Here is a 24,637-nt window from a genome sequence, read left to right as displayed (position 1 = left end):
CGCGACGGTGACGACGGCGCGGACCTCAATCGCCGTACTCATGACCGCGGATCCGGCGCGATCTCCTTGATCAGGCCCTCGACCAGCACCTTGATCTCGTCGCGGATCGGGCGGACGGCCTCGACGCCCTGGCCGGCCGGGTCCTCCAGCCGCCAGTCCAGGTACCGCTTGCCGGGGAAGACCGGGCAGGTGTCGCCGCAGCCCATGGTGATGCAGACGTCGGACTCCTTGACCGCGTCCACGGTCAGCATCTTCGGCACCTCGGCGGAGATGTCGATGCCGACCTCGCGCATCGCCTCGACGGCGGCGGGGTTGACGTTCTCGCCCGGGTTCGAGCCGGCGGAGCGGACCTCGACGCGGTCCCCGGCCAGGTGGGTCAGCCACGCGGCGGCCATCTGCGAGCGGCCGGCGTTGTGGACACAGACGAACAGCACGGAGGGCTTGTCGGACATCAGGAGGTCTCTCTTGTCTCGCGACGGCATCAGGCGCCGATGACTTCAGCACCCGGTGGTGTCAGCCACCACTGATGTGAAAGTATCAGTACATGATGACGTCAGTCGACACTGACCTGATCCGGGTTCTGGCGGACCCGCTCAGGCTGCGGATCGTGACCCTGCTCGCCGAAGAGACGCTGTGCACCACCCACCTCGTGGAGGAGACCGGTGCCCGGCAGACCAACCTCTCCAACCATCTGAGGGTGCTGCGCGAGGCCGGTGTCGTCGAGACGGAGCCGTGCGGCCGCTACACGTACTACAGGCTGCGCCCGGACGTCATCGCCTCGCTCGCGGGCCGGTTCGCCGACCTGGCCGAGTCCGCCCGTACCGCCGCCGAGAACAAAAGGGCCTGTCCGTGACCCGCACCGAAGCACCCGAGACGACCGCCGAGGAGTCCTCCGTCGTCGCGAAGCTGTCGACGCTCGACCGCTTCCTCGCCGTCTGGATCCTCATCGCCATGGCCGTCGGGCTCGGCCTGGGGCGCCTGATCCCGGGCATGAACGACGCCCTGGCCCACCTGGAGGTCGGCGGCATCTCCCTGCCGATCGCCCTGGGCCTGCTGGTCATGATGTACCCGGTGCTGGCCAAGGTCCGCTACGACAAGCTCGACGCCGTCACCGGTGACCGCAAGCTGATGGTCTCCTCGCTGGTCATCAACTGGCTGGTCGGCCCGGCCATCATGTTCGCGCTGGCATGGATCTTCCTCCCCGACCTGCCCGAGTACCGCACCGGCCTGATCATCGTCGGCCTGGCCCGCTGCATCGCCATGGTCATCATCTGGAACGACCTGGCGTGCGGCGACCGTGAGGCGGCGGCCGTGCTGGTCGCCCTCAACTCGGTCTTCCAGGTCATCGCGTTCGGTCTGCTCGGCTGGTTCTACCTCGACCTGCTGCCCCAGTGGCTCGGCCTCGGCGACGGACAGGGCCTCGACGTGTCCGTGTGGAAGATCGCGCTCAACGTCGTGGTGTTCCTCGGCATCCCGCTCCTCGCCGGCTTCCTCACCCGTCGCATCGGCGAGAAGAGGATGGGCCGCGAGAGCTACGAGCAGAGGTTCCTACCGAAGATCGGCCCCTGGGCGCTCTACGGCCTGCTCTTCACGATCGTCATCCTCTTCGCCCTCCAGGGCAAGACCATCACCTCCCAGCCCCTCGACGTCGTACGCATCGCGCTGCCCCTGCTGGTGTACTTCGCCGTCATGTGGGCCGGGACCTTCCTGCTGGGCAAGGCCATCGGCCTCGCCTACGACCGCACGGCCACCCTCGCCTTCACCGCCGCCGGCAACAACTTCGAGCTGGCCATCGCCGTCGCCATCGCCACCTTCGGCGTCACCTCCGGCCAGGCCCTCTCCGGCGTCGTGGGACCGCTGATCGAGGTTCCCGTCCTGATCGGCCTGGTCTACGTGTCCCTGGCCTGGCGCAAGAGGTTCGCCCCGTCCGCCGTCACGACCGCCGGGAGGGACTACTGATGCGCTGCCGCGACCGCGGTTCCGCCGTCTGCCACGACCAGACGCTCGTGGCGCACGGGGCCGTGCGCCGGGGGCGGCTCCTCGGACAGTCCGACGAGGCGACGGCCCGCACCGTGCGGTGCACGGCGTGCACCACCTGCACCACGCACGTCGCGGCGCGGGCGGCATGACCCAGCACGCCGACGTGGTGGTGATCGGCGGCGGCCAGGCAGGGCTCGCCGCCGGTTACCACCTGCGCCGCCAGGGCCTGGACTTCGTCGTCCTCGATGCCCAGGCTACCCCCGGCGGGGCCTGGCAGCACACCTGGGACTCCCTGCGCCTGTTCTCCCCGGCCGCCTTCTCCTCCCTCCCGGGCCGCCTCATGCCCACACAGCCGGGCGAGGAATACCCGGACGCCGGGCACGTGGTGACGTACCTGAGCGACTACGAGAAGCGGTACGACCTTCCCGTGCAGCGGCCGGTTCAGGTCCTCGGCGTGCACGACGACGGCCGGCTGCTGCGGGTGGAGACCGACTCCGGCACCTGGCACGCCCGCGCGGTGATCAGCGCGACCGGCACCTGGTGGCGCCCGTTCCTGCCCGCCGTACCCGGCCGCGGGGACTTCGCGGGCCGTCACCTGCACACCGTCTCCTACCGGAGCCCGCAGGACTTCGCGGGCCGGCGGGTGATCGTCGTCGGAGGCGGCAACTCCGGCGCCCAGATCGCCGCCGACCTCGCCCACCACACCGAACTGACCTGGGTGACCCAGCGCCCGCCCCGCTACCTCGCCGACGACATCGACGGCCGCGCCCTCTTCGACGCGGCCACCGCCCGCCGCCGTGCCCTCGATGCCGGCCGCGCCGACACGGGAGGCGTCGCCTCGCTCGGCGACATCGTCGCCGTACCGCCGGTCCGTGAGGCTCGCGATGCCGGGCGGCTCAAGGCGTCGCCCATGTTCGAACGCCTCGACCGCGAGGGTGCCGTCCGGGCCGACGGCACGCGGGTGCCCGCCGACGCGGTGATCTGGTGCACCGGCTTCCGCCCGGCCCTCTCCCACCTGGCGCCCCTGGGCCTGCGCGGCCCGCGCGGCCACATCGTCACCCAGGGCACCCGGTCCGCGCAGGAGCCTCGGCTGCATCTCCTCGGCTACGGCGACTGGACGGGCCCCGCCTCCGCCACGCTCATCGGCGTCGGACGACCGGCTCGTGACGCCGCCCGTGCGATCGCCGAACTCCTCGCCGAACGATGATCCGTCCGGGGGCGCGGAGCGCGGGGCGGTGCGGCCGAGCGGACTGCCGGACTACCGGACGGCCAGCAACTGCCCCATGGCCGCCAGCACCGACGGTTCGACGCGGTAGTAGACCCAGGTTCCGCGCCGCTCGGAAGTGAGCAGCCCGGCCTCTTTGAGCTTCTTCAGGTGGTGGGAGACCGTCGGCTGGGAGACGCCGACGTCGGAGATGTCGCAGACGCACGCCTCACCGCCCTCGTGCGAGGCGACGGCCGAGAACAGTCGCAGCCGTACCGGGTCCCCGAGTGCCTTGAACATCCGCGCGGTCCGCTCGGCCTCCTCGGCGGTGAAGGGGCGCTCGCTCAGCGGGGGGCAGCACGGCACCGCGGCCTCGGGGGCCTCGGGTTCCAGAAGCGGCAGCGCCTTGACATTCGACATACGTCTATGTTGACACACGTCGAACCAGTGTGCCCGGGTTCGGCGGGCCCGGAGATGAACGGCGAGCCGGTCGGCGACGCGAGCGGCGTCCCTGCCGACCCCGCGCAGGGGGGCAGGCCGGGCGGCGAGCTGTGGCCGGCCGGGGAGAACAGGGTCGGGCTGTCGTAGTACCGCGGCCATGACCCGGACGCCTGCCCCGCCTCCAGGATCACCGGCTCCAGTCCCCGCCCGCGCTGTGCGTGAGCGGCGGCCGGCCCGGACTGCCCTCCTCCGATCACTGCGACATCGACGTGCTCCACGGATCTCGACCTCCAGATTCGATAAACGTCTATCTTGACGCTCATCGAAACAGGTGCCATGCTGGCCGCACAAGCCATTGACGAATATCAAAACAGGGAGACGAAAGGTGGCCGCCGCCCGGATCCACGGCGTCTCCACCCCCTCCCACCCCGCCCCGCGAGGAATCGAAGGAACCATCCGCCATGGAGAAGCAGAACCTGCCCGTCGTGGTCATCGGAGCCGGCCCGATCGGCCTGGCCGCCGCCGCACACCTCGTCGAACGCGGCCTGGAACCCCTGGTTCTGGAGGCCGGCGCGTCCGCCGGAAGTGCCGTCCGTGACTGGTCGCACGTCCGCCTGTTCTCGACATGGGCCGAGGTCACCGACCCGGCCGCCGAGAAGCTCCTCGCCCCGACCGGCTGGATTCGCCCCGAAGGCACGACCTACCCGACCGGCGGTGACTGGGCCGAGCGCTACCTCCAGCCGCTCGCCGACGTCCTCGGCGACAAGGTTCGCTATGGAGCGAGGGTCGCCGGCGTGGCCCGCGCCGGCCGTGACCGGATCGTCGATGCCGGCCGGGAGGAGCAGCCCTTCACCGTGCACCTCCGGACCTCGGACGGCGGCGAGGAGCGGATCACCGCCCGAGCCGTCATCGACGCCTCCGGCACCTGGTCCGTACCCGGCCCGATGGGCGCCGACGGCCTCCCCGCCCTCGGCGAGAGGGCGGCGGCCGACCGCATCGCCCACCGCGTCCCGGACCTGAGGGACCCGGCCGTACGGGCCCGGTACGCCGGCAAGCGCACAGCGGTCGTCGGCTCCGGCGCCTCCGCCTTCACCGCCCTCGCCCTGCTCGCCGACCTGGCCGGGGAGGAGGCGGACACGCACGCGGTGTGGATCCTGCGCCGGGGCATCGGCGACGCCACGTACGGCGGCGGCGAGGCCGACCAGCTCCCGGCCCGCGGCGCCCTCGGCCTGCGCGCCAAGGCGGCGGTGGAGGCAGGGCACGCGAGTGCCGTCACCGGATTCCGCACGGAGGCCGTCGAGCGGGACGGCGACCGGCTGGTTCTCGTGGCCGAGGACAGCCGCCGCCTGGACGCGGTCGACGAGGTCATCGTCCTGACCGGCTTCCGCCCCGACCTCTCCTTCCTCTCCGAACTCCGCCTCGGTCTCGACGAGCGGCTCCAGGCACCGACCGCGCTCGCCCCGCTGATCGACCCGAACGCCCACTCCTGCGGCACGGTCTACCCGCACGGCGTGAAGGAGTTGTCCCACCCGGAACAGGGCGTGTACCTGGTCGGCATGAAGTCCTACGGCCGCGCCCCCACGTTCCTCGCCATGACCGGCTACGAGCAGGTCCGCTCGATCACCGCCGCCCTGGCCGGCGACCACGAGGCGGCCGAGCGCGTCGAGCTGACCCTGCCGGAGACCGGCGTCTGCGGCGGCGCCGGCCTGTTCGACGAGCCCGACGCCGCGCAGAGCGACGAGGGCGGCGGCTGCTGCGCGGCCCCGGCCACCCTCCAGATCGGCGCCGGCGCCCCGGCCGCATCCGGCGGCTGCTGACCCTCTCCCACGCAAGGAGGTCCGCCATGTCCCGCGTACAACTCGCCCTCCGCGTCCCCGATCTCGCCGACTCCGTAGCCTTCTACACGAAGCTCTTCGGCACCGGGCCCGCCAAACTCCGCGACGGCTACGCCAACTTCGCCATCGTCGAACCCCCGCTCAAGCTCGTCCTCATCGAAGGCGAGGCGGATGGGACGACCCACCTGGACCACCTCGGCGTCGAGGTCGACAGCGCGGAGGCCGTCCACGCCGCCACCACCCGCCTCGGCGAGGCGGGCCTGGCCACGGTCGAGGAGAACGACACGGCCTGCTGCTACGCCCTCCAGGACAAGGTCTGGGTCCACGGCCCGGGCCGGGAGCCCTGGGAGGTGTACGTCGTCAAGGCCGACGCGGACACCCTCACCAAGCAGCGGGGCGCCACCCGCCGCACAGGCGCGGACGGAGCCGAGGCGAAGGAGCCCGCCGCCGCGGACGGATGCTGCTGATCCACCGATGACCGACCGCCACACCAGCGAGGCCGTGACCGGCACGGGGGACCGGTCACGGCCTCGCATCGCGCGGCCGGTGACGACCACCATCGGTGCCCGCGACGGCGGCCCCGGCGCTCAGATGTCCCGGAAGATCTCGATCTGCGCCCCGATCGAGTTCAGTCGCTCGGCCAGGTCCTCGTACCCGCGGTTGATGACGTACACGTTGCGCAGCACCGACGTGCCCTCGGCCGCCATCATCGCCAGCAGGACCACCACGGCGGGGCGCAGGGCCGGCGGGCACATCATCTCCGCGGCACGCCAGCGGGTGGGGCCCTCGACCAGGACGCGGTGCGGGTCCAGGAGTTGGAGGCGTCCGCCGAGGCGGTTGAGGTCGGTCAGGTAGATGGCGCGGTTGTCGTAGACCCAGTCGTGGATGAGGGTCTGGCCCTGGGCGGAGGCGGCGATGGCCGCGAAGAAGGGCACGTTGTCGATGTTCAGGCCAGGGAAGGGCATCGGGTGGATCTTGTCGATGGGCGCCTCCAGCTTCGACGGCCGGACGGTCAGGTCCACCAGGCGCGTGCGGCCGTTGTCGGCGAAGTACTCCGGGGTGCGGTCGTGGTCGAGACCCATCTCCTCCAGGACCGCCAGCTCGATCTCCAGGAACTCGATGGGGACGCGGCGGACCGTCAGCTCCGACTCGGTGACCACGGCGGCGGCCAGCAGGCTCATCGCCTCTACCGGGTCCTCGGAGGGGGAGTAGTCCACGTCGGCGTCGATGACCGGCATGCCGTGGACGGTGAGGGTGGTGGTGCCGATGCCTTCGACGCGGACGCCCAGGGCTTCGAGGAAGAAGCAGAGGTCCTGGACCATGTAGTTGGAGGAGGCGTTGCGGATGACGGTGACACCGTCGTGGCGGGCGGCCGCGAGGAGGGCGTTCTCGGTGACCGTGTCGCCCCGCTCGGTCAGCACGATGGGGCGGTCCGGGCGCACCTGACGGTCGACCACCGCGTGGTAGTGGCCCTCGGTCGCGGCGACGTCCAGACCGAACCGGCGCAGCGCGATCATGTGCGGCTCGATGGTCCGGGTGCCGAGGTCGCAGCCGCCGGCGTAGGGCAGCCGGAAACGGTCCATGCGGTGCAGCAGCGGGCCGAGGAACATGATGATGGAGCGGGTGCGGACGGCGGCCTCGGCGTCGATGGCCTCCATGTCCAGCTCGGCCGGCGGCACGATCTCCAGGTCGGTGCCGTCGTTGATCCAGCGGGTGCGTACGCCGATGGAGTTCAGCACCTCCAGGAGGCGGTAGACCTCCTCGATGCGGGCGACCCGGCGCAGCACCGTGCGCCCCTTGTTGAGCAGCGAGGCGCACAGCAGTGCCACGCAGGCGTTCTTGCTGGTCTTGACGTCGATGGCGCCGGAGAGGTGCCGGCCGCCGACCACCCTCAGGTGCATCGGGCCCGCGTAGCCGAGAGAGACGATTTCGCTGTCCAGCGCTTCGCCGATGCGGGCGATCATCTCAAGGCTGATGTTCTGGTTGCCGCGCTCGATGCGGTTGACGGCGCTCTGACTGGTGCCGAGCGCCTCGGCAAGCTGGGCCTGCGTCCAGCCACGGTGCTGCCGGGCGTCACGGATGAGCTTGCCGATGCGTACGAGGTAGTCGTCTGCCATGAGGTTGAGGCTATCTCAGATATGAGATGGCACCTCTCGGGGGGTCCGTTGGAGTGACGGGCCGTCAACACCGCATCAGCGATGCCTGGTCGAGCGGGTGCGCCGCCATCCGAAAGGTCCGGGCAAATCCATTGATGTCGTACGACGTCCCGTGCTGCTGCGAGTGTGCCGCGGGCCGTTCCTGCCGCCGGTCGTGATGGACCAGGAACGTTTGTTGATGTTCAGTCGTACTCCCGGGAGGATCCGGAAGCTCTTGCGGAACGTGAGGGGCATCGCGCCTCCTTCCGAGTCGCGCCGGGCGTTCCCGGCGCAAGTCGGATACCCCCGTTCCGCGCGGTGATGGCCGCGGTTCCGCGTAGTGGTGACCGTACGGGTCACCCGGGACGGGTGCCGGGTGGGGCGTACGCCACACCGCGCCCGGGCATGACCAGTCCGCCCCTATGTACTAGAGTTATCTCGACATCGAGATATCTGCCGAGGCGCACCGCAGCCGCAGGCCGCTATCGGGTCCGGTAGTAAGGGTTACCTAACTTAGCCCCACCTTAGCGGATCGGCCAGGGCGGCGTGGCGGCAGGATGCGGTGGTACGCGCACATAAATGAAGGAGACTGTCGTGTCGGCGAACAGCTTCGACGCCCGCAGCACGCTGCAGGTGGGCGACGAGTCGTACGAGATCTTCCGGCTGGACAAGGTCGAGGGCTCCGCGCGCCTTCCCTACAGCCTGAAGGTGCTGCTGGAGAACCTGCTCCGTACCGAGGACGGCGCGAACATCACCGCCGACCACATCCGCGCCCTCGGCGGCTGGGACTCGCAGGCCCAGCCGTCGCAGGAGATCCAGTTCACGCCCGCCCGCGTGATCATGCAGGACTTCACCGGCGTGCCCTGTGTCGTCGACCTCGCCACCATGCGCGAGGCCGTCAAGGAGCTGGGCGGCGACCCGAACAAGATCAACCCGCTCTCCCCGGCCGAGATGGTCATCGACCACTCCGTCATCGCGGACAAGTTCGGCACCAACGACGCCTTCCAGCAGAACGTCGACCTGGAGTACGGCCGCAACAAGGAGCGCTACCAGTTCCTGCGCTGGGGCCAGACCGCCTTCGACGACTTCAAGGTCGTACCGCCCGGCACCGGCATCGTCCACCAGGTGAACATCGAGCACCTGGCCCGCGTCGTCATGACCCGTGACGGCAAGGCCTACCCCGACACCCTGGTCGGCACCGACTCGCACACCACCATGGTCAACGGCCTCGGCGTCCTCGGCTGGGGCGTCGGCGGCATCGAGGCCGAGGCCGCGATGCTCGGCCAGCCGGTCTCCATGCTGATCCCGCGCGTCGTCGGCTTCAAGCTCACCGGTGAGCTGACCCCCGGCACCACCGCCACCGACCTCGTGCTCACGATCACCGAGATGCTGCGCAAGCACGGCGTCGTCGGCAAGTTCGTCGAGTTCTACGGCGAGGGTGTGGCCGCCACGAGCCTCGCCAACCGCGCCACCATCGGCAACATGTCGCCGGAGTTCGGCTCCACCGCCGCGATCTTCCCGATCGACGACGAGACGCTGAACTACATGCGCCTGACCGGCCGCAGCGACCAGCAGGTCGCGCTCGTCGAGGCGTACGCCAAGCAGCAGGGCCTGTGGCTGGACCCGAAGGCCGAGCCGGACTTCTCCGAGAAGCTGGAGCTGGACCTCTCCACGGTCGTCCCCTCCATCGCCGGCCCGAAGCGTCCGCAGGACCGCATCGTCCTCGCGAACGCCGCCGAGCAGTTCAAGCAGGACGTCCGCAACTACGTGGACAGCGTGGACGAGGCCGGCCAGGAGTCCTTCCCGGCCTCCGACGCCCCGGCCGTCGCCCCCAACGGCGCCCCGTCCAACCCGGTCCCGGTCACCGCCCCCGACGGCACCACCTACGAGCTGGACCACGGTGCGGTGACGGTCGCGGCCATCACCTCCTGCACCAACACCTCCAACCCGTACGTCATGGTCGCCGCCGCCCTGGTGGCCAAGAAGGCGGTCGAGAAGGGGCTGACCCGCAAGCCGTGGGTCAAGACCACCCTCGCCCCGGGCTCCAAGGTCGTCACCGACTACTTCGAGAAGGCGGGCCTGACCCCCTACCTCGACAAGGTCGGCTTCAACCTCGTCGGCTACGGCTGCACCACCTGCATCGGCAACTCCGGCCCGCTGCCGGACGAGGTCTCCAAGGCCGTCAACGACCACGACCTCGCGGTCACCTCGGTCCTCTCCGGCAACCGGAACTTCGAGGGCCGGATCAACCCCGACGTCAAGATGAACTACCTGGCGTCCCCGCCGCTGGTGGTCGCCTACGCGCTCGCGGGCTCCATGAAGGTGGACATCACCAAGGAGGCCCTGGGCGCCGACCAGGACGGCAACCCGGTCTACCTGAAGGACATCTGGCCCACCGAGGCCGAGGTCAACGAGGTCGTCGCCAGCGCCATCGGCGAGGACATGTTCTCCAAGTCCTACAGCGACGTCTTCGCGGGCGACGCCCAGTGGCAGGCGCTGTCGATCCCGACCGGCGACACCTTCGAGTGGGACGCCGAGTCCACCTACGTGCGCAAGCCCCCGTACTTCGAGGGCATGGGCATGGAGCCGGCCCCGGTCGAGGACATCTCCGGCGCCCGCGTGCTCGCCAAGCTCGGCGACTCGGTCACCACCGACCACATCTCCCCGGCCGGTGCCATCAAGGCCGACACCCCGGCCGGCAAGTACCTCACGGAGCACGGCGTCGAGCGCCGCGACTTCAACAGCTACGGCTCGCGCCGCGGCAACCACGAGATCATGATCCGCGGCACGTTCGCCAACATCCGCCTGCGCAACCAGATCGCGCCGGGCACCGAGGGCGGCTACACCCGCGACTTCACGCAGGCCGACGGGCCGGTGTCGTTCATCTACGACGCCTCCCGCAACTACATCGAGCAGGGCATCCCGCTCGTCGTCCTGGCCGGCAAGGAGTACGGTTCCGGCTCGTCCCGCGACTGGGCGGCCAAGGGCACCGCGCTCCTCGGCGTCAAGGCCGTCATCGCCGAGTCCTACGAGCGCATCCACCGCTCGAACCTCATCGGCATGGGCGTCCTGCCGCTCCAGTTCCCGGAGGGCCAGTCGGCGGCCTCCCTCGGCCTGACCGGCGAGGAGTCCTTCTCCGTCTCCGGCGTCACCGAGCTGAACGAGGGCACCACCCCGCGCACGGTGAAGGTCACCACCGACACCGGTGTCGAGTTCGACGCGGTCGTCCGCATCGACACCCCCGGTGAGGCGGACTACTACCGCAACGGCGGCATCCTGCAGTACGTGCTGCGCAGCCTGATCCGCAAGTAGGCCGCACCGCACGACGGCCGAGGGCCGCACCCCCGTCGCCGGGGGTGCGGCCCTCGCCCTTGCTGCTCGCCTGTCAGAACAGCAGGCGGTACGTGTTCCAGCCGCCGCTGCCGATCTTCACGCGGGACTTGTACGGGGACGCGGCGTTGCCGGTGCCCTTGTACAGGTACAGCGCGCCGTTCTTCTCGCGCGCGACCAGGTCCGTGATGCCGTCGATGTCGATGTCGCCGACGGAGACGATGTTGTTGTACGCGTTCCAGCCCCCACCGATCCGGGAGCGGGACGTGAACGGCGCCTTGTAGTCGCCGGTGCCCTTGTAGAGCCACAGGACGCCCGACTTGTCCTTGGCGACGATGTCGGCCTTGCCGTCACCGGTGAGGTCGCCCTTGCCGGTGATGTGGGTGTAGGCGTTCCACCCGCCGCCGACCCTGTAGCGCTGGGTCAGCTTGCCGTTGCCGTAGCCGAGGTACAGGTACAGCACACCGGACTTGTCCCGGGCGAGCAGGTCGTCCGCGGCGGCACCGCCGAGGTCGCCGGCGGAGGTGAGGCGGTCGTAGATGCCCCAGCCCTTGCCGACCGTCACCCCGTCCTCGAGCCAGCCGTAGTAGGACAGCGTGCCGCTTGTGACGTCCCACAGGCCGTCCGACGAGCCGTCGTCGTCGTGGTCTACCTGCGTCAGGAAGGTGGAGGTCTCCCACCCCCAGCCGTTGTCGATACGAGAGTCGAGGCCGCCCTCTCCGTTGGGCACGTAAGCCCAGAGGTCGCCCGCGCCGTCCACGCCGTACAGCGCGTTGACGGGGGCGTACTCGTCCTCGGCGGCGCTTGCGCCGAACTTCGATGCGTCCGACGGCTTCACGTCGACAGGTGCCTCGGAGGCGGAACGCCCGGGGTTGTCCGCAGCGACGGCGCTGCCCGCGCCGGTCGCCACCAGAGCGGCGGTGAGCGCCGCAGCCGTGGCACGCGCCAGGGCGCGACGCGTGTTCAGGCCGGAGCTTTTGGCCACGTGAGTCCTCCATTTGGTCATGTGGAAGGGATCGCGGACGGGTAAGACCGCATGATCCCCGGGTACTTCGTGATCCTTACACATGACGTTCACGCGTCAATCAGATTTACGGCGGGGGACAGGAGCGGTACAGAAGAGGTACGCAAGCGCAACGTGGGGCGTACAACCTTTTGCGGGGTACGCCGGTCACCCGGCGTACCCCGCACCGTCATTACACGGTCACCCTCACCCTCACGCCAGCAACTCCACCTCCGCCAGTGTGTGCTCGCCGTCGAGCACCAGCCGGTACTTCGCGTACGTCCCCGGCGACTTCACCGAGAACGCCCGGGTCTGCCGGTCCCAGGCGAAGGACTCGCCGGAGCGCTGGTCCAGCGTCCGCCACGTCGTCCCGTCGGCCGAGCCCTGGAGCTTCCAGCCGGTCGGGGCCTTCGCGTGGTCCGCCGGCGACGTCAGCGTGTACTGGAGGGCCTCGGTGCCCTTCTGGGACACCGGCAGGTCCACCGACGTCACGGCCGCCTCCGTCGCCGACGTGTCGTCGAACAGGGCGCCCTCGCCCTCGATGGCGTCCGCGCGCGGGGTCGGCACCTCGTCGTCCTTGGTGATCGACACAGGCGCAGCGTTCTTGCCGGTGCCCCACGAGGAGGGCTTCGAGCCCATGTCGAACTCCAGGACGCCGCCCTTCGCGATCAGCGAGTGGGGGAGCGAGGTCGAGTTCCAGCGCTTGCCGTTGACCTTCAGGCCCTGCACGTAGATGTTCTTCATGCTGTTCTTCGGGGCCTTGACGACCAGCTTGCGGCCGTTCTCCAGCTCGACGGTCGCCTTGGTGAACAGCGGGGAGCCGATGGCGTACTCGCCGCTGCCCATCACCAGCGGGTAGAAGCCGAGGGCGGAGAAGAGGAACCAGGCCGACTGCTCGCCGTTGTCCTCGTCGCCGTGGTAGCCCTGGCCGATGTCGCTGCCGGTGTACAGGCGGGAGAGCACCTCGCGGACGTTCTTCTGCGTCTTGTGGGGCTGCCCGGCCGCGTCGTACATGTACAGGGCGTGGTGGGCGACCTGGTTGGAGTGCCCGTACATGCCCATGCGGACGTCCCGCGCCTCGGTCATCTCGTGGATGACTCCGCCGTAGGAACCTTTGAACTCCGGTGAGGCCGTCTCGGGGGTGGACAAGTACTCGTCGAGCTTGTCGCCGAGGCCGTCCCGGCCGCCGTAGAGGTTGGCGAGGCCCCGGCTGTCCTGCGGGGCGGTGAAGGCGTAGCCCCAGCCGTTGGTCTCCGTGTAGTCGTAGCCCCACACGCGCGGGTCGTACTTCTCGGAGTCCACGCGCCAGTCGCCCGCCAGGTCCTTGCCCTGGAAGAAGCCGGCCTTCGCGTCGAACATGTTGACGTAGTCCTGGGCGCGGTTCAGGAAGTACGCCGACTCCTCCTTGTACCGCTTCTCGCCGGTCTCCTTGTAGAGCTTCTCGCCCATCTTCGCGATGCCGTAGTCGTTGAGGTAGCCCTCCAGCGCCCACGACATGCCCTCGTGCGTCTCGGTGCTGGTGTAGCCGAGGAACGGCGAGGTCGCCATGCCCTTGCGGCCCACGCCCGAGGACGGGGGCACGACGGTGGCGTTCTTGACGGCCGCGTCGTACGCCGCCTTCGCGTCGAAGTCGACGCCCTTGACGTAGGCGTCGGCGAACGCCACGTCCGAGGAGGTGCCGGTCATCAGGTCCGCGTAGCCGGGGGAGGACCAGCGGGAGGTCCAGCCGCCGTCCTTGTAGTGCTGCACGAAGCCGTCGACCAGCTCACCGGCCTTGGACGGCGTCAGGAAGGAGTACGCGGGCCAGGTGGTCCGGTACGTGTCCCAGAAGCCGTTGTTGACGTAGACCTTGCCGTCGACGATCTTGGCGCCGGTCTCGGTCGGGGTGTCCTCCTTGACCGCCTTGGAGAACGGGGAGGCGTACTTGTACGTGCCGTCGACCTTCTCGTGGCCCGCGTTCGGGTACAGGTACAGCCGGTAGAGGCTGGAGTACAGCGTGGTCAGCTGGTCCTGCGTGGCGCCCTCGACCTCGACCTTGCCGAGGATGCGGTCCCACTGCCGCTGGGCGTCGCGCTTGACCTTCTCGAAGGAGGCGCGCTCCGGGATCTCCTGGCGCAGGTTGTCCTTCGCCTGGTCGACGCCGATCAGCGAGGTCGCGATGCGCAGCGTCACGGTGCGGTCCCTGCCAGCGTCGAAGCGCAGGTGGCCCTTGACGCCCTCGGCGTCGCCGCCGGTGACCTTGCTGTCGAACTCGCCGTACACGAAGAGGCGGGTGGCGCCCGTGGACAGCCCGGACTTGACGTCCGAGTAGCCGCTGAAGGTGCCGTTCTCCTTGTCCAGGGTCAGGCCGGCCTTGTCCTCGACGTTGTCGAAGATCACGCTCGCGTCGTCACCGGGGTAGGTGAAGCGCATCATCGCCGCGTGGTCGGTCGGCGCCATCTCGGCCTTCAGGCCGTTCTCGAACCGCACGCCGTAGTAGTACGGCCGGGCGGTCTCGTTCTCGTGGCGGAAGGCCAGCTCGCGGTCCTCGCGGCCGGTGCCCGGGGTGCCGGAGGCGGCGGACGGCATCACCTGGAAGGTCTGTCGGTCGCCCATCCACGGGCTCGGCTCGTGGCTCGCGCCGAACGCCTGGAGCGTCGGCAGGTTGTCCGCGTTGTTGCCGCGCGCGTAGTCGTACAGCCAGCTCAGCGAACCGGCGTTGGTCACCGGCGTCCAGAAGTTGAAGCCGTGCGGCACGGCGGTCGCGGGGAAGTTGTTGCCGCGGGAGAAGCCGCCGCTGGAGTTGGTGCCCCGGGTGGTCAGCGCGTAGTCGGACAGGTGGGCCTTCGGCCGCTCCGGCTTCGCGCGCTCGATGGCCACGTCGTCCAGCCAGCCGCGGAACTTCGCCGGGCCCTTGGGGGAGTCGTACGCCACCAGGATCCGGTCGACGGTCTTGCCGGCCGCGACCGACCCGATCCCCGACCTCACGCTGTTCCACTGGTTGACGTAGAGGATCTTGGCGTCGCCCTGGCCGCGCGGTGTCAGCGGGAAGCCGTGCTGGTCCGTCGCCTTGAGGTCGCTCAGGTAGGTGCCGTCGGTGAACGCGAGGTCGACGGAGACGTTCGTGGCGTCGTAGTCGAGGTCGCCGTCCGCCATCGACGGGAAGACCTTGTACGACAGCTCCGTGCGGCGGTCGACCTTCACATCGACGTCGAAGACCTTGTTGTACGAGTAGGCCCGGCCGTCCGCGGTGTGCCGGCCCGCGTACTTGAGGGCCCGCTTGCCGGTGAAGCCGGCGCCCGCCTTGGCGGTCGGCGAGCCGCTCGGGCCGCGGTCGACGAGGGAGAGCATGTCCTCGGGGACGGGTGTGTCGGTGGCCGCGGTGGCCAGCTGGACGTCGGCGAGCTGGAGCACGCCGTCCGCGCCGTTGTTCTTGGTGATCTCCAGCCGGAAGTGCTGGAACTCGGCGGCCTCGGCGAGGTCGTACGTCTTCGTCTGGAACCGCTCGTCGAAGGACTCCCCGGAGCGGGTGTCCAGCGTCTGCCAGTTCTCGCCGTCCGTCGAGCCCTTCAGCGTCCAGTCCGCGGGGTCGCGTTCGTCGTGGTCGTTGGCCGAGGTGAGCGCGTATCTGGTGATCTTCGCGGGTTCGTCCAGGTCGAACTCGACCCAGCCGGTCTTCTCGAAGGCCAGCCACTTGGTGCCCGGCTCGCCGTCGACGAGGTTCTCCTTCACCTCCCCGCCGCCCGTGTTCTCGGCGCTGGCCCGCACATCGGTGACGTGGTCGGTCACGTTGCCCGGTATGCCGGTGCTGTAGCCGCCGTCCACGCCCGCGGACCGCTTGCCGCCGTCCGGGCCCGTGTCCACGGTGCTGAGCCAGTCCGGAACCGGGTCGTCCGCCTCGAACGACGAAGCGAACTCCCGGTCGGCCTTGGCGGGCGCGGCGGGCAGCGCGACCGCCGCACCCTGCGAACCCACCGCCAAAGCGAAGGCGGTCGTCATCACGACCGCCGGACCCCATCTGTGCCGAACTCTGTACTGCATGCCCTGGCCACCCTCCCTGCGCTGGGGACAACGTTGTCAACTCAACTGCGCAAGGACCAGTAGGGGTCAAGTGGCATGTGATGTCAAGGGCGTTGGATGTGGCGTTCGGGGCTTATGCCGGGGATTCTTCCGGCAAGTGATGCGCAGGCCACTCATATTTCCGGGAGGTCTCAACTCGGAAAAGACGTACCGCCAACCTTGCATTCGATCTTGCTCAGCTGGCGGGAAGTGGACTATACCTGTCGGCCATCGGGGGTTCAGGGGGGAACCGCGAATTCGGGACCTCCCAAGCGTCCGAACAGCACTTCCTGCACGACCCAGCGTGACCCGATCGCGGTGCCGGGGAGGATCCGGTTCACCGCCTGAGTCCTGGAGAAGGCGAGGACTTGAGCATGGGATCCACTTCCGCCGAGAACAACGGTAATGGCGTCGGCCGCCGCGATCTGATCAAGCGTTCCGCCGCGCTCGGCCTGATCTCCGTACCGACCATGAGCTTCCTCTCCGCCTGCGCGAGCGGCGGCGGGGACGACCAGGAGAAGGCCGAGGCGGGCAAGAAGTCGGCCGAGAACCCGCTCGCGGTCAACGACAGCGCCCAGATGGAGTTCGTCCTCTTCGACGGAGGATTCGGCAAGGAGTACGCCGAGGACGCCGTGAAGCTGTACGAGAAGGCCTTCCCCGAGGCGAAGGTGAAGTTCTCCGCCACGCAGAAGATCCAGTCCACCCTCCAGCCGCGCTTCAACGGCGGCAACCCGCCCGACCTCGTCGACAACTCCGGCGCCGAGCAGATGGACATGGGCGTCCTGGTCGGCAAGAAGCAGCTCACCGACCTCACCCCGCTGCTGGACGCCCCGTCCTACGACGACCCGGACAAGAAGGTCCGCGACACGCTGCGGCCCGGCATCGTGGAGATGGGCCAGTTCGACGGGGACCCGGTCTGGATCCTGTACTACGCGTACACGGTGTACGGCAACTGGTACTCGCAGAAGGCCCTGGACTCCCTCGACGCGGAGTACCCCAAGACCTGGGACGAGATGCTCGCGGTCTGCGCGAAGGCCAAGAAGAAGGGCATGGCCGGCTGGACGTACGCGGGCAAGTACCCGTACTACATCCCCTTCTCGATGTCCCCGATGATCGCCAAGGTCGGCGGCGTCGAGGTGCTGAACGCCATCGACAACCTGGAGCCGAACGCCTGGAAGCACCCGGCGGTCAAGACGGTCTTCGAGGCCTGGTACGAGCTGTTCAAGAAGGGCTACATCCTCAAGGGCACCCCGGGCCTGGACCACATCCAGTCGCAGACCGCCTGGGCCAAGGGCGACGCCCTGTTCATCCCCAACGGCTCCTGGGTGGAGAACGAGTCGGCCAAGGTCATCCCCGCCGACTTCCAGCTCACCGTCTCCGCCCCGCCCGGTATCGACGACAGCGACAAGATGCCCTTCGGCACCATCTGGGCGTCCGGCGGCGAGCCCTTCATCGTCCCGGCCAAGGCGGCCAACGGCGCCGGCGGCATGGAGCAGTTGCGCATCATGCTCAGCGAGGCCTCCTCGAAGAACTTCACCAGCAAGGTGAAGTCGCTGAGCGCCTACAACGGCGGCACCGACGGCATCGAGCTGACCCCGGGTCTCAAGTCCGGCGTCGCGGCGCTGGAACTGGCCGGCGACAACGTGGTGAACCCGCGTATGCAGGACTGGTACGTGCAGCTCCAGAAGGAGAAGATCGGCGTCTCCTGCCTGGGCGAGATGATGGCCGGCCGGCTCACCCCGGCCGAGACCATCAAGAAGATCCAGGGCTACGCCGACGACGCCGCCAAGGACTCGTCGATCAAGCACTACAAGCACCAGTGAGGACGCGTCACCAGGGCCTGTCCGGCGCCACCGCGCCGGACAGGCCCTGGCGGCGCCACCCGCGCGCAGATCGGGGTCGGTAGCAATGCAGCACGGCAAGTACCGGTTCATCGTGGGGTTCCTGGCGGCCCCCCTGGGGCTGTACGCGCTCTTCGTCATCTGGCCGTTCATCCAGTCCATCTACTACTCGTTCACGGACTGGACGGGCCTGAGTCCCGAGTTCTCGATGGTCGGCTTCGACAACTACTCGCGGATGCTCGACGACGACATCTTCTGGAAGTCGTTGCAGCACAGCGTGATGTTCGCCCTGCTGGTGCCGCTGGTCACCCTCGGCCTGGCGCTCTTCTTCGCCTTCATGATCAACGTGGGCGGACGCCGCCGCCGGGGCGGCCCGGCGATCACGGGGGTCCGCGGGTCGGGCTTCTACAAGATCGTCTACTTCTTCCCGCAGGTCCTCTCCATCGCGATCGTCGCCCTGCTGTTCCAGTTCGCGTACAACCCGGACAGCGGCGCGATCAACTCCCTGCTGCGCGGCATCGGCCTGGACTCCGTCCAGCCGCTGTGGCTCGGGGATCCGAACATCGCCCTGTGGTGCGTGATGGCGGTGCTCGTCTGGTCCACCGTCGGCTTCTTCGTGGTCCTCTTCTCCGCGGGCATGGCCTCCATCCCCGCGGAGCTGTACGAGGCCGCGCTGCTCGACGGGGCCAACCGCGCCACCACCTTCTTCAAGGTCACCCTGCCGCTGCTGTGGGACACCGTGCAGTCCGGCTGGGTCTACATGGGCATCCTCGCGCTCGGCGCCGAGTCGTTCGCGGTCGTGCAGATCATGACGACCGGGCCCGGCGGACCCGACTACTCGACCACCGTGATGGTCCTGTACGTGTACCAGAAGGCGTTCCGGGACGGTCAGGCCGCCTACGCCACCACCATCGGCGTCGCCCTGCTCGTCGTCACGCTGGCCTTCGCGGCCGTCGTGATGCGGCTGGGCCGGCGCGAGCGGCTGGAGTACTGATCAGATGAAGACGACCGAGACCCCCGCCCCCGTACCGGCCGAGTCCGGCGCGCCCGTCCGCAAGAGCGACGCACCGCCCAGCGGACCACGCAAGGGGAAGAAGGAGGGCACCCCCCTCAACGTCTTCTCCCACGGCGTCCTCGTCATCTGGGCGATCATGGTCGGCATGCCGCTGGTATGGGCGGTGATGACCTCCTTCAAGGACGACGCCTCCATCTTCGGCTCGCCCTGGTCGCTCCCCGACAAGCTGAACTTCGACAACTGGTCGCGGGCCTGGTCCCAGGCCCACATGAGCGACTACTTCCTCAACACCGTCATGGTGGTGGGCGGCTCGCTCGTCGGCACCCTGGTGCTGGGCTCCATGGCGGCCTATGTGCTGGCCCGGTTCGACTTTCCGGGCAACCGGTTCATCTATTACTTGTTCATCGCCGGCATGAGCTTCCCGATCATGCTCGCGCTGGTCCCGTTGTTCTACGTGGTGGACAACATGGGGATGCTGAACACCATCCACGGGCTGATCCTGGTCTACATCGCCTATTCGCTGCCCTTCACGGTGTTCTTCCTGACCGGGTTCTTCCGCACCCTGCCCAGCTCGGTGGCGGAGGCCGCGTTCGTGGACGGGGCCTCGCACACCCGGACGTTCTTCCAGGTCATGCTGCCGATGGCCAAGCCGGGCCTGATCAGCGTGGGGATCTTCAACTTCCTGGGGCAGTGGAACCAGTACATGCTGCCGACCGTGCTGAACACGGACCCGGACAAGCACGTCCTCACCCAGGGCCTGGTGCAGCTGGCGGTCAGCCAGGGCTACAAGGGCGACTGGTCGGGCCTGTTCGCGGGCCTGGTGATGGCGATGCTGCCGGTCCTGGCCGCGTACATCATCTTCCAGCGCCAGGTGGTCCAGGGGCTCACGGCGGGCGCCCTGAAGTAGCACCTCCGCACTGGTCCGCGTGCCGCTCCGGGCATCCCGGAGCGGCACGCACACGTGTGTGCCGATATGTGTGGCGGGCACCCGGATGCGGTTCAACCTCTTGACGGGAGGCGACCCGAACGGCTCAGCTTAGAGTTCACTAGTTGGACATGGAAGGGGCCTCATCGAAGCGGCCCCTCGCGCAGGAGGTCGTCGTGGAGACTCCCGGGTCGCAGTCGTCGCTGCACCGAGCCAACCTGGAACGGGTCGTACGAGCGGTACGGCTCGCCGGGTCGCTCACGCAGGCGGAGATCGCGAGGACGACGGGCCTGTCCGCGGCGACGGTCTCGAACATCGTCCGGGAACTGAAGGACGGCGGAACGGTCGAGGTCACGCCCACCTCGGCGGGCGGCCGCCGGGCCCGCAGCGTCTCGCTGAGCGGGGACGCTGGCATCGTCATCGGCGTGGACTTCGGGCACACGCATCTGCGGGTCGCGGTCGGGAACCTCGCCCACCAGGTACTCGCCGAGGAGTCCGAGCCGCTGGACGTCGACGCGTCCGCGGCGCAGGGCTTCGACCGGGCGGAGCAGCTGGTCGACCGGCTGATCGCGGCGACCGGCATCGACCGCACGAAGATCGCCGGAGTGGGCCTCGGCGTTCCCGGCCCGATCGACGTGGAGTCCGGGACCCTGGGCTCGACCGCCATCCTGCCCGGCTGGGGCGGCACCCGGCCCGCCGAGGAGCTGCGGGGGCGGCTCGGCGTGCCGGTGCACGTGGACAACGACGCCAATCTGGGCGCCCTGGGCGAGCTGGTCTGGGGCAGCGGCCGGGGGGTGCGGGACCTGGCGTACATCAAGGTCGCCAGCGGCGTCGGCGCGGGGCTGGTGATCAGCGGGAAGATCTACCGCGGTCCCGGCGGCACCGCCGGTGAAATCGGACATATTACACTCGACGAAGCCGGTCCCGTCTGCCGCTGCGGAAACCGGGGCTGCCTGGAGACCTTCGCCGCCGCACGCTACGTGCTCCCGTTGCTCCAGCCGAGCCACGGCACCGACCTGACGATGGAAGGCGTCGTGCGGCTGGCGAGGGACGGCGACCCGGGCTGCCGTCGGGTGATCGCCGACGTCGGCCGCCACATCGGCAGTGGAGTCGCCAACCTCTGCAACCTGCTCAACCCGAGCCGCGTCGTCCTCGGCGGCGATCTCGCCGAGGCCGGCGAGCTGGTGCTCGGCCCGATCCGGGAGTCCGTCGGCCGTTACGCGATCCCCAGTGCGGCGCGTCAACTCTCCGTTCTGCCCGGGGCACTTGGGGGGCGTGCGGAGGTACTCGGGGCGCTCGCCCTCGCCCTCAGCGAGATGGGTGATTCGACGCTTTTGGACGGAAGTGCGACCGGCGCTCTGTCGGCGGCCACCCCTGCCTTCACTTAGAGCACGGATGGCACCGTTGTCATCTCGTTAAGGATTTACTTCTTGACGTCGCACGTGTGGCCGAGTTGACTTCCAGCCACCTCGGCCGCAACGACGCGGCCTCGTCAGGGAGGTTTCTGAAGTGAACACGCGTATGCGTCGTGCCGCCGTCGCCGTTGCCACCACCGCCATGGCGGTCTCGCTCGCCGCCTGCGGCAGCGCCGCGGAGTCGGACGGGAACAGCGACTCCTCGGGCTCCGCCGAGAAGAAGGGCGACGACATCAAGGTCGGTCTGCTCCTTCCGGAGAACCAGACCGCGCGCTACGAGAAGTTCGACAAGCCCTTGATCGAGAAGAAGGTCAAGGAGCTCACGAACAACAAGGGCGAGGTCGTCTACGCCAACGCCAAGCAGGACGCCACGCTGCAGGCGCAGCAGGTCGACACGATGATCACCAACAAGGTCGACGTGCTGATCGTGGACGCGGTGGACTCCAAGGCCATCGCCGGCTCGATCACCAAGGCGGAGCAGGCCAACATCCCGGTCGTCGCCTACGACCGCCTGGCCGAGGGCCCGATCGACGCCTACACCTCGTTCGACAACGTCACCGTCGGCAAGACGCAGGGCGAGGCACTCCTGAAGGCGCTGGGCGACAAGGCCAAGGACGGCCAGATCGTCATGATGAACGGGTCCTCCACCGACCCGAACGCCGCCCAGTTCAAGGAGGGCGCGATGTCCGTCCTCAAGGGCAAGGTGAACATCGGCCGCTCCTACGACACCAAGGAGTGGAAGCCGGAGAACGCCAACTCCAACATGCAGGCCGCCATCTCGGCGCTCGGCAAGGACAAGATCATCGGCGTCTACTCCGCCAACGACGGCATGGCGGGCGGCATCATCACCGCCCTCAAGCGCGCGGGCATCGCCGACATCCCGGTCACCGGCCAGGACGCCGAACTCGCGGGCGTGCAGCGCATCGTCACCGGTGAGCAGTACATGAGCGTCTACAAGTCCTACCCGCAGGAGGCCGAGGTCGCCGGCGAGATGGCCGTCGCCCTCGCCCAGGGCAAGTCGCTCGACTCCATCGCCAAGGACAAGGCCGACAGCGCCACCACCAAGGGCATCCCGACGACGCTGGTCCCGGTCGTCTCGCTGACGAAGGACAACATCAAGGAGACCGTCGTCAAGGAGGGCTTCTACACGATCGACGAGATCTGTGGCGGCAAGTACAAGGCGGCGTGCGACAAGATCGGTCTCAAGTAAGCAGCCCCGCCTCCCGTACCGCCTGAGCGCGTACGGGACCGGCTGCACGCAGCTTCCTCCGGCGCCCCGCGCCAACAGCCCCGCAAGCTAGGCGGGGCGCCGGACGGAACCCCCCCCCGAAAACTTCTGCACAACCTCCCGCCGGGTCAGGCGGCGAAGGAGATGGTTCACGTGTCCGCTACGCCCGTGCTGGCGTTGCGCGGGGTCTCCAAGCGATTCGGTGCCGTCCAGGCGCTCACCGACGTAGAGCTTGAGGTCCACGCCGGTGAGGTGGTCGCCCTGGTCGGCGACAACGGAGCCGGAAAGTCCACGCTGGTCAAGACGATCGCCGGCGTGCACCCCATCGATGAGGGATCCATCGAATGGGACGGCAAGGCCGTCTCGATCAACAGGCCGCACGACGCCCAGAACCTGGGCATCGCGACCGTCTACCAGGACCTCGCGCTGTGCGACAACATCGACGTGGTCGGCAACCTCTACCTGGGGCGCGAGATCATCAAGCGCGGCGTCCTGGACGAGGTGGAGATGGAGCGCCGCTCCCGCGAGCTGCTGGACACGCTGTCCATCCGCATCCCCAGCGTCCGCATCCCGATCGCCTCGCTCTCCGGCGGTCAGCGCCAGGTCGTGGCGATCGCCCGGTCGATGCTCGGCGAGCCCAAGCTGGTCATCCTCGACGAGCCCACCGCCGCCCTGGGCGTCGAGCAGACGGCCCAGGTCCTCGACCTCGTGGAGCGGCTGCGCGAGCGCGGCCACGCCGTCATCCTCATCAGCCACAACATGGCCGATGTGAAGGCGGTGGCCGACAAGGTCGCCGTCCTGCGCCTCGGGCGCAACAACGGCGTCTTCGAGGTCAAGTCGACCTCGCAGGAAGAGATCATCTCCGCCATCACGGGCGCCACGGAGAACGCCGTGACCCGTCGTGCGGCGCGCACCAATGGGGAGATCAAGAAGTGAGCATCGACAAGACCTCCACACCCGCCGAGGACCACACGGTGGAGAACCCCGACGCACCCGCCGCCGCGACCACCGTGGTCGACCCCCGGCTGCTGGTCCGCGAGCAGGGCTTCGCGGGCTACCTCGGCGAGTTCAAGCGCAAGATGAAGGCCGGCGACCTCGGGTCGATCCCGGTCGTCGTCGGTCTGCTGGTCATCTGGGCCATCTTCACCAGCCTGAACTCCAACTTCCTCACCGCCGGCAACTTCTCCGACATGTCCGTCGCCATGGTCGGCACGGGCATGATCGCCGTCGGTATCGTCTTCGTCCTGCTGCTCGGCGAGATCGACCTGTCCGTCGGCTCGGTCAGCGGTGTCGCGGGCGCCACCTTCGCGGTGCTGAACATCACGCACGGGATGAACGAGGTGCTGGCCCTGGTGCTGGCCATCCTCACCGGCACGGTGGCCGGCGCCATCCACGGCTTCTTCTTCGCCCGCATCGGTGTCCCGGCCTTCGCGGTGACGCTGGCCGGGCTGCTGTTCTGGCAGGGCTTCATGCTGCAGATCCTGGGCAGCAACGGCACCATCAACCTGAACTCCGACGGCATAGTCGTCAAGCTGACCAGCTACTACTTCAGCGATGTGGCCGCCGCCTACGGCCTGGCGATCGTCGTGACCGCGGGGTACTTCCTCTCCGCCTTCTTCGACAACCGCCGCCGCGAGGCCGCGGGCGTGCCGTCCCGGCCGCTGAACGAGATCATCGTCCGCACGGTGCTGCTGGCTGTCCTGGCCTTCGTCGTGGCGATCGTCTTCAACCAGTACAAGGGCCTGCCGCTGGCCGTGGTGATCTTCCTCGGGTTCCTGCTGCTCACGGACTTCGTGCTGCGCCGCACGTCCTACGGCCGCAAGGTCTTCGCGCTCGGCGGCAGCGTCGAGGCGTCCCGCCGTGCCGGTATCAACGTGGAGCTGGTCCGGATCTCGGTCTTCGCGATCGCCGGCACCTTCGCCGCGATCGGCGGACTCTTCGTCGCGTCGAAGATCGCGTCCGCCAACCAGGGCGCGGGCACCGGTGAGTTCCTGATGAACGTCATCGCCGCGGCCGTGATCGGCGGCACGTCCCTCTTCGGTGGCCGCGGCCGCACCTGGGACGCGCTGCTCGGTGTGATGGTCATCGTCTCGATCCAGTACGGCCTCGCCCTGGAGGGCATCGCCTCGCCGGTCCAGTACATGATCACCGGCGGCGTGCTGCTGGCGACCGTCGTCATCGACGCGGTCACCCGCAAGACCCAGAAGACGGCGGGACGCGCCTAGGCGCACCACCCGCCCGCCCCGG

Annotated in this window: 20 protein-coding genes; 14 read left to right on the top strand and 6 right to left on the bottom strand. The window is 68.9% G+C overall.

All coding sequences use genetic code 11. The features are described from left to right. Positions 1-38: 38 nt before the first annotated feature. On the bottom strand, positions 39-452 hold the full coding sequence (locus ACIQ6R_RS28950) for an arsenate reductase ArsC (protein WP_404224485.1): 414 nt from the start codon (positions 450-452) through the stop codon (positions 39-41). A gap of 92 nt (positions 453-544) precedes the next feature. On the opposite strand from ACIQ6R_RS28950, the gene ACIQ6R_RS28945 reads away from it, so the two are divergent. Genes ACIQ6R_RS28945 through ACIQ6R_RS28930 form a run of 4 tightly spaced genes read left to right on the top strand, consistent with a single transcriptional unit; the run spans position 545 to position 3,187 of the window. Next, positions 545-853: an ArsR/SmtB family transcription factor gene (locus ACIQ6R_RS28945; RefSeq protein ID WP_404181894.1), complete on the top strand. Its 309-nt coding sequence runs from the start codon at positions 545-547 to the stop codon at positions 851-853. Continuing rightward, entirely contained in the window at positions 850-1,959 is a 1,110-nt protein-coding gene (arsB, locus tag ACIQ6R_RS28940) for an ACR3 family arsenite efflux transporter (protein WP_404224484.1), read from the top strand. The genes ACIQ6R_RS28945 and arsB overlap by 4 nt, the downstream gene beginning before the upstream one ends. Beyond that, entirely contained in the window at positions 1,959-2,129 is a 171-nt protein-coding gene (locus ACIQ6R_RS28935) for a hypothetical protein (protein WP_404224482.1), read from the top strand. Before arsB ends, ACIQ6R_RS28935 begins: the two co-directional genes overlap by 1 nt. Beyond that, the gene (locus ACIQ6R_RS28930) at positions 2,126-3,187 is read left to right on the top strand and encodes an ArsO family NAD(P)H-dependent flavin-containing monooxygenase (protein WP_404224480.1); all 1,062 of its coding nucleotides are present in this window, start codon (positions 2,126-2,128) and stop codon (positions 3,185-3,187) included. The genes ACIQ6R_RS28935 and ACIQ6R_RS28930 overlap by 4 nt, the downstream gene beginning before the upstream one ends. Positions 3,188-3,238: 51 nt before the next feature. Here the strand turns inward: ACIQ6R_RS28930 and ACIQ6R_RS28925 are convergent, their stop codons facing one another. Further along, on the bottom strand, positions 3,239-3,604 hold the full coding sequence (locus ACIQ6R_RS28925; protein WP_404181900.1) for an ArsR/SmtB family transcription factor: 366 nt from the start codon (positions 3,602-3,604) through the stop codon (positions 3,239-3,241). Positions 3,605-4,086: 482 nt separating this feature from the next. Here ACIQ6R_RS28925 and ACIQ6R_RS28920 point away from each other — a divergent pair, with 482 nt between their 5' ends. Both ACIQ6R_RS28920 and ACIQ6R_RS28915 read left to right on the top strand, forming a co-directional pair. Next, on the top strand, positions 4,087-5,442 hold the full coding sequence (locus ACIQ6R_RS28920; RefSeq protein ID WP_404224479.1) for an NAD(P)-binding domain-containing protein: 1,356 nt from the start codon (positions 4,087-4,089) through the stop codon (positions 5,440-5,442). 26 nt (positions 5,443-5,468) lie between these two features. Further along, positions 5,469-5,927 (top strand): ArsI/CadI family heavy metal resistance metalloenzyme, encoded by a 459-nt coding sequence (locus ACIQ6R_RS28915; protein WP_404224477.1) that lies wholly within the window; start codon positions 5,469-5,471, stop codon positions 5,925-5,927. Positions 5,928-6,047: 120 nt separating this feature from the next. Here the strand turns inward: ACIQ6R_RS28915 and ACIQ6R_RS28910 are convergent, their stop codons facing one another. Together ACIQ6R_RS28910 and ACIQ6R_RS28905 are read right to left on the bottom strand one after the other, a co-directional pair. Then, complete coding sequence (locus tag ACIQ6R_RS28910; RefSeq protein ID WP_404224475.1) at positions 6,048-7,577, bottom strand: helix-turn-helix domain-containing protein; 1,530 nt, start codon at positions 7,575-7,577, stop codon at positions 6,048-6,050. A 75-nt stretch (positions 7,578-7,652) separates the two neighbouring features. Then, positions 7,653-7,850 (bottom strand): DUF4236 domain-containing protein, encoded by a 198-nt coding sequence (locus ACIQ6R_RS28905; protein ID WP_404181945.1) that lies wholly within the window; start codon positions 7,848-7,850, stop codon positions 7,653-7,655. Positions 7,851-8,189: 339 nt separating this feature from the next. Between ACIQ6R_RS28905 and acnA the strand changes: the two genes are divergently transcribed. Continuing rightward, positions 8,190-10,907: an aconitate hydratase AcnA gene (gene acnA, locus ACIQ6R_RS28900; protein ID WP_404181948.1), complete on the top strand. Its 2,718-nt coding sequence runs from the start codon at positions 8,190-8,192 to the stop codon at positions 10,905-10,907. Positions 10,908-10,980: 73 nt separating this feature from the next. Here the strand turns inward: acnA and ACIQ6R_RS28895 are convergent, their stop codons facing one another. Further along, positions 10,981-11,910: an FG-GAP repeat domain-containing protein gene (locus ACIQ6R_RS28895; protein ID WP_404224473.1), complete on the bottom strand. Its 930-nt coding sequence runs from the start codon at positions 11,908-11,910 to the stop codon at positions 10,981-10,983. A gap of 231 nt (positions 11,911-12,141) precedes the next feature. After that, positions 12,142-15,948: a GH92 family glycosyl hydrolase gene (locus ACIQ6R_RS28890; protein WP_404224471.1), complete on the bottom strand. Its 3,807-nt coding sequence runs from the start codon at positions 15,946-15,948 to the stop codon at positions 12,142-12,144. A gap of 392 nt (positions 15,949-16,340) precedes the next feature. On the opposite strand from ACIQ6R_RS28890, the gene ngcE reads away from it, so the two are divergent. The 7 genes from ngcE (at position 16,341) to ACIQ6R_RS28855 (ending at position 24,615) form a co-directional block, all read left to right on the top strand. Then, positions 16,341-17,789, top strand: coding sequence for an N-acetylglucosamine/diacetylchitobiose ABC transporter substrate-binding protein (ngcE, locus tag ACIQ6R_RS28885; RefSeq protein ID WP_404224469.1), 1,449 nt, complete (start codon positions 16,341-16,343; stop codon positions 17,787-17,789). Positions 17,790-17,874: 85 nt separating this feature from the next. After that, positions 17,875-18,801 (top strand): carbohydrate ABC transporter permease, encoded by a 927-nt coding sequence (locus ACIQ6R_RS28880; protein WP_404224466.1) that lies wholly within the window; start codon positions 17,875-17,877, stop codon positions 18,799-18,801. 4 nt (positions 18,802-18,805) lie between these two features. Continuing rightward, on the top strand, positions 18,806-19,729 hold the full coding sequence (locus ACIQ6R_RS28875) for a carbohydrate ABC transporter permease (protein WP_404224464.1): 924 nt from the start codon (positions 18,806-18,808) through the stop codon (positions 19,727-19,729). Positions 19,730-19,923: 194 nt separating this feature from the next. Next, a complete protein-coding gene (locus tag ACIQ6R_RS28870; protein ID WP_404181966.1) occupies positions 19,924-21,135 on the top strand; it encodes an ROK family protein in 1,212 nt (403 codons plus the stop codon). 133 nt (positions 21,136-21,268) lie between these two features. Further along, positions 21,269-22,372, top strand: coding sequence for a sugar ABC transporter substrate-binding protein (locus ACIQ6R_RS28865; protein WP_404182228.1), 1,104 nt, complete (start codon positions 21,269-21,271; stop codon positions 22,370-22,372). Between the two features lie 162 nt (positions 22,373-22,534). Next, positions 22,535-23,326, top strand: coding sequence for an ATP-binding cassette domain-containing protein (locus ACIQ6R_RS28860; RefSeq protein WP_055419686.1), 792 nt, complete (start codon positions 22,535-22,537; stop codon positions 23,324-23,326). Further along, entirely contained in the window at positions 23,323-24,615 is a 1,293-nt protein-coding gene (locus ACIQ6R_RS28855; RefSeq protein ID WP_404181969.1) for a sugar ABC transporter permease, read from the top strand. The genes ACIQ6R_RS28860 and ACIQ6R_RS28855 overlap by 4 nt, the downstream gene beginning before the upstream one ends. Positions 24,616-24,637 lie beyond the last annotated feature (22 nt).

The organism is Streptomyces sp. NPDC096048 (assembly GCF_044763415.1).
Taxonomy (GTDB): Bacteria; Actinomycetota; Actinomycetes; order Streptomycetales; family Streptomycetaceae; genus Streptomyces.
This window is presented reverse-complemented; position numbering and strand designations above follow the sequence as displayed.

Bases quoted from the DNA above. Each gene is read 5' to 3' on its own strand.
- ACIQ6R_RS28860 (WP_055419686.1), top strand. From the start codon at position 22,535: ATGGTTCACGTGTCCGCTACGCCCGTGCTGGCGTTGCGCGGGGTCTCC.
- ACIQ6R_RS28935 (WP_404224482.1), top strand. From the start codon at position 1,959: ATGCGCTGCCGCGACCGCGGTTCCGCCGTCTGCCACGACCAGACGCTC.
- ACIQ6R_RS28910 (WP_404224475.1), bottom strand. From the start codon at position 7,577: ATGGCAGACGACTACCTCGTACGCATCGGCAAGCTCATCCGTGACGCC.
- ACIQ6R_RS28945 (WP_404181894.1), top strand. From the start codon at position 545: ATGATGACGTCAGTCGACACTGACCTGATCCGGGTTCTGGCGGACCCG.
- ACIQ6R_RS28865 (WP_404182228.1), top strand. From the start codon at position 21,269: ATGCGTCGTGCCGCCGTCGCCGTTGCCACCACCGCCATGGCGGTCTCG.
- ACIQ6R_RS28880 (WP_404224466.1), top strand. From the start codon at position 17,875: ATGCAGCACGGCAAGTACCGGTTCATCGTGGGGTTCCTGGCGGCCCCC.
- ACIQ6R_RS28915 (WP_404224477.1), top strand. From the start codon at position 5,469: ATGTCCCGCGTACAACTCGCCCTCCGCGTCCCCGATCTCGCCGACTCC.
- ACIQ6R_RS28950 (WP_404224485.1), bottom strand. From the start codon at position 452: ATGTCCGACAAGCCCTCCGTGCTGTTCGTCTGTGTCCACAACGCCGGC.
- ACIQ6R_RS28920 (WP_404224479.1), top strand. From the start codon at position 4,087: ATGGAGAAGCAGAACCTGCCCGTCGTGGTCATCGGAGCCGGCCCGATC.
- ngcE (WP_404224469.1), top strand. From the start codon at position 16,341: ATGGGATCCACTTCCGCCGAGAACAACGGTAATGGCGTCGGCCGCCGC.
- ACIQ6R_RS28925 (WP_404181900.1), bottom strand. From the start codon at position 3,604: ATGTCGAATGTCAAGGCGCTGCCGCTTCTGGAACCCGAGGCCCCCGAG.
- ACIQ6R_RS28930 (WP_404224480.1), top strand. From the start codon at position 2,126: ATGACCCAGCACGCCGACGTGGTGGTGATCGGCGGCGGCCAGGCAGGG.
- ACIQ6R_RS28905 (WP_404181945.1), bottom strand. From the start codon at position 7,850: ATGCCCCTCACGTTCCGCAAGAGCTTCCGGATCCTCCCGGGAGTACGA.
- ACIQ6R_RS28875 (WP_404224464.1), top strand. From the start codon at position 18,806: ATGAAGACGACCGAGACCCCCGCCCCCGTACCGGCCGAGTCCGGCGCG.
- ACIQ6R_RS28890 (WP_404224471.1), bottom strand. From the start codon at position 15,948: ATGCAGTACAGAGTTCGGCACAGATGGGGTCCGGCGGTCGTGATGACG.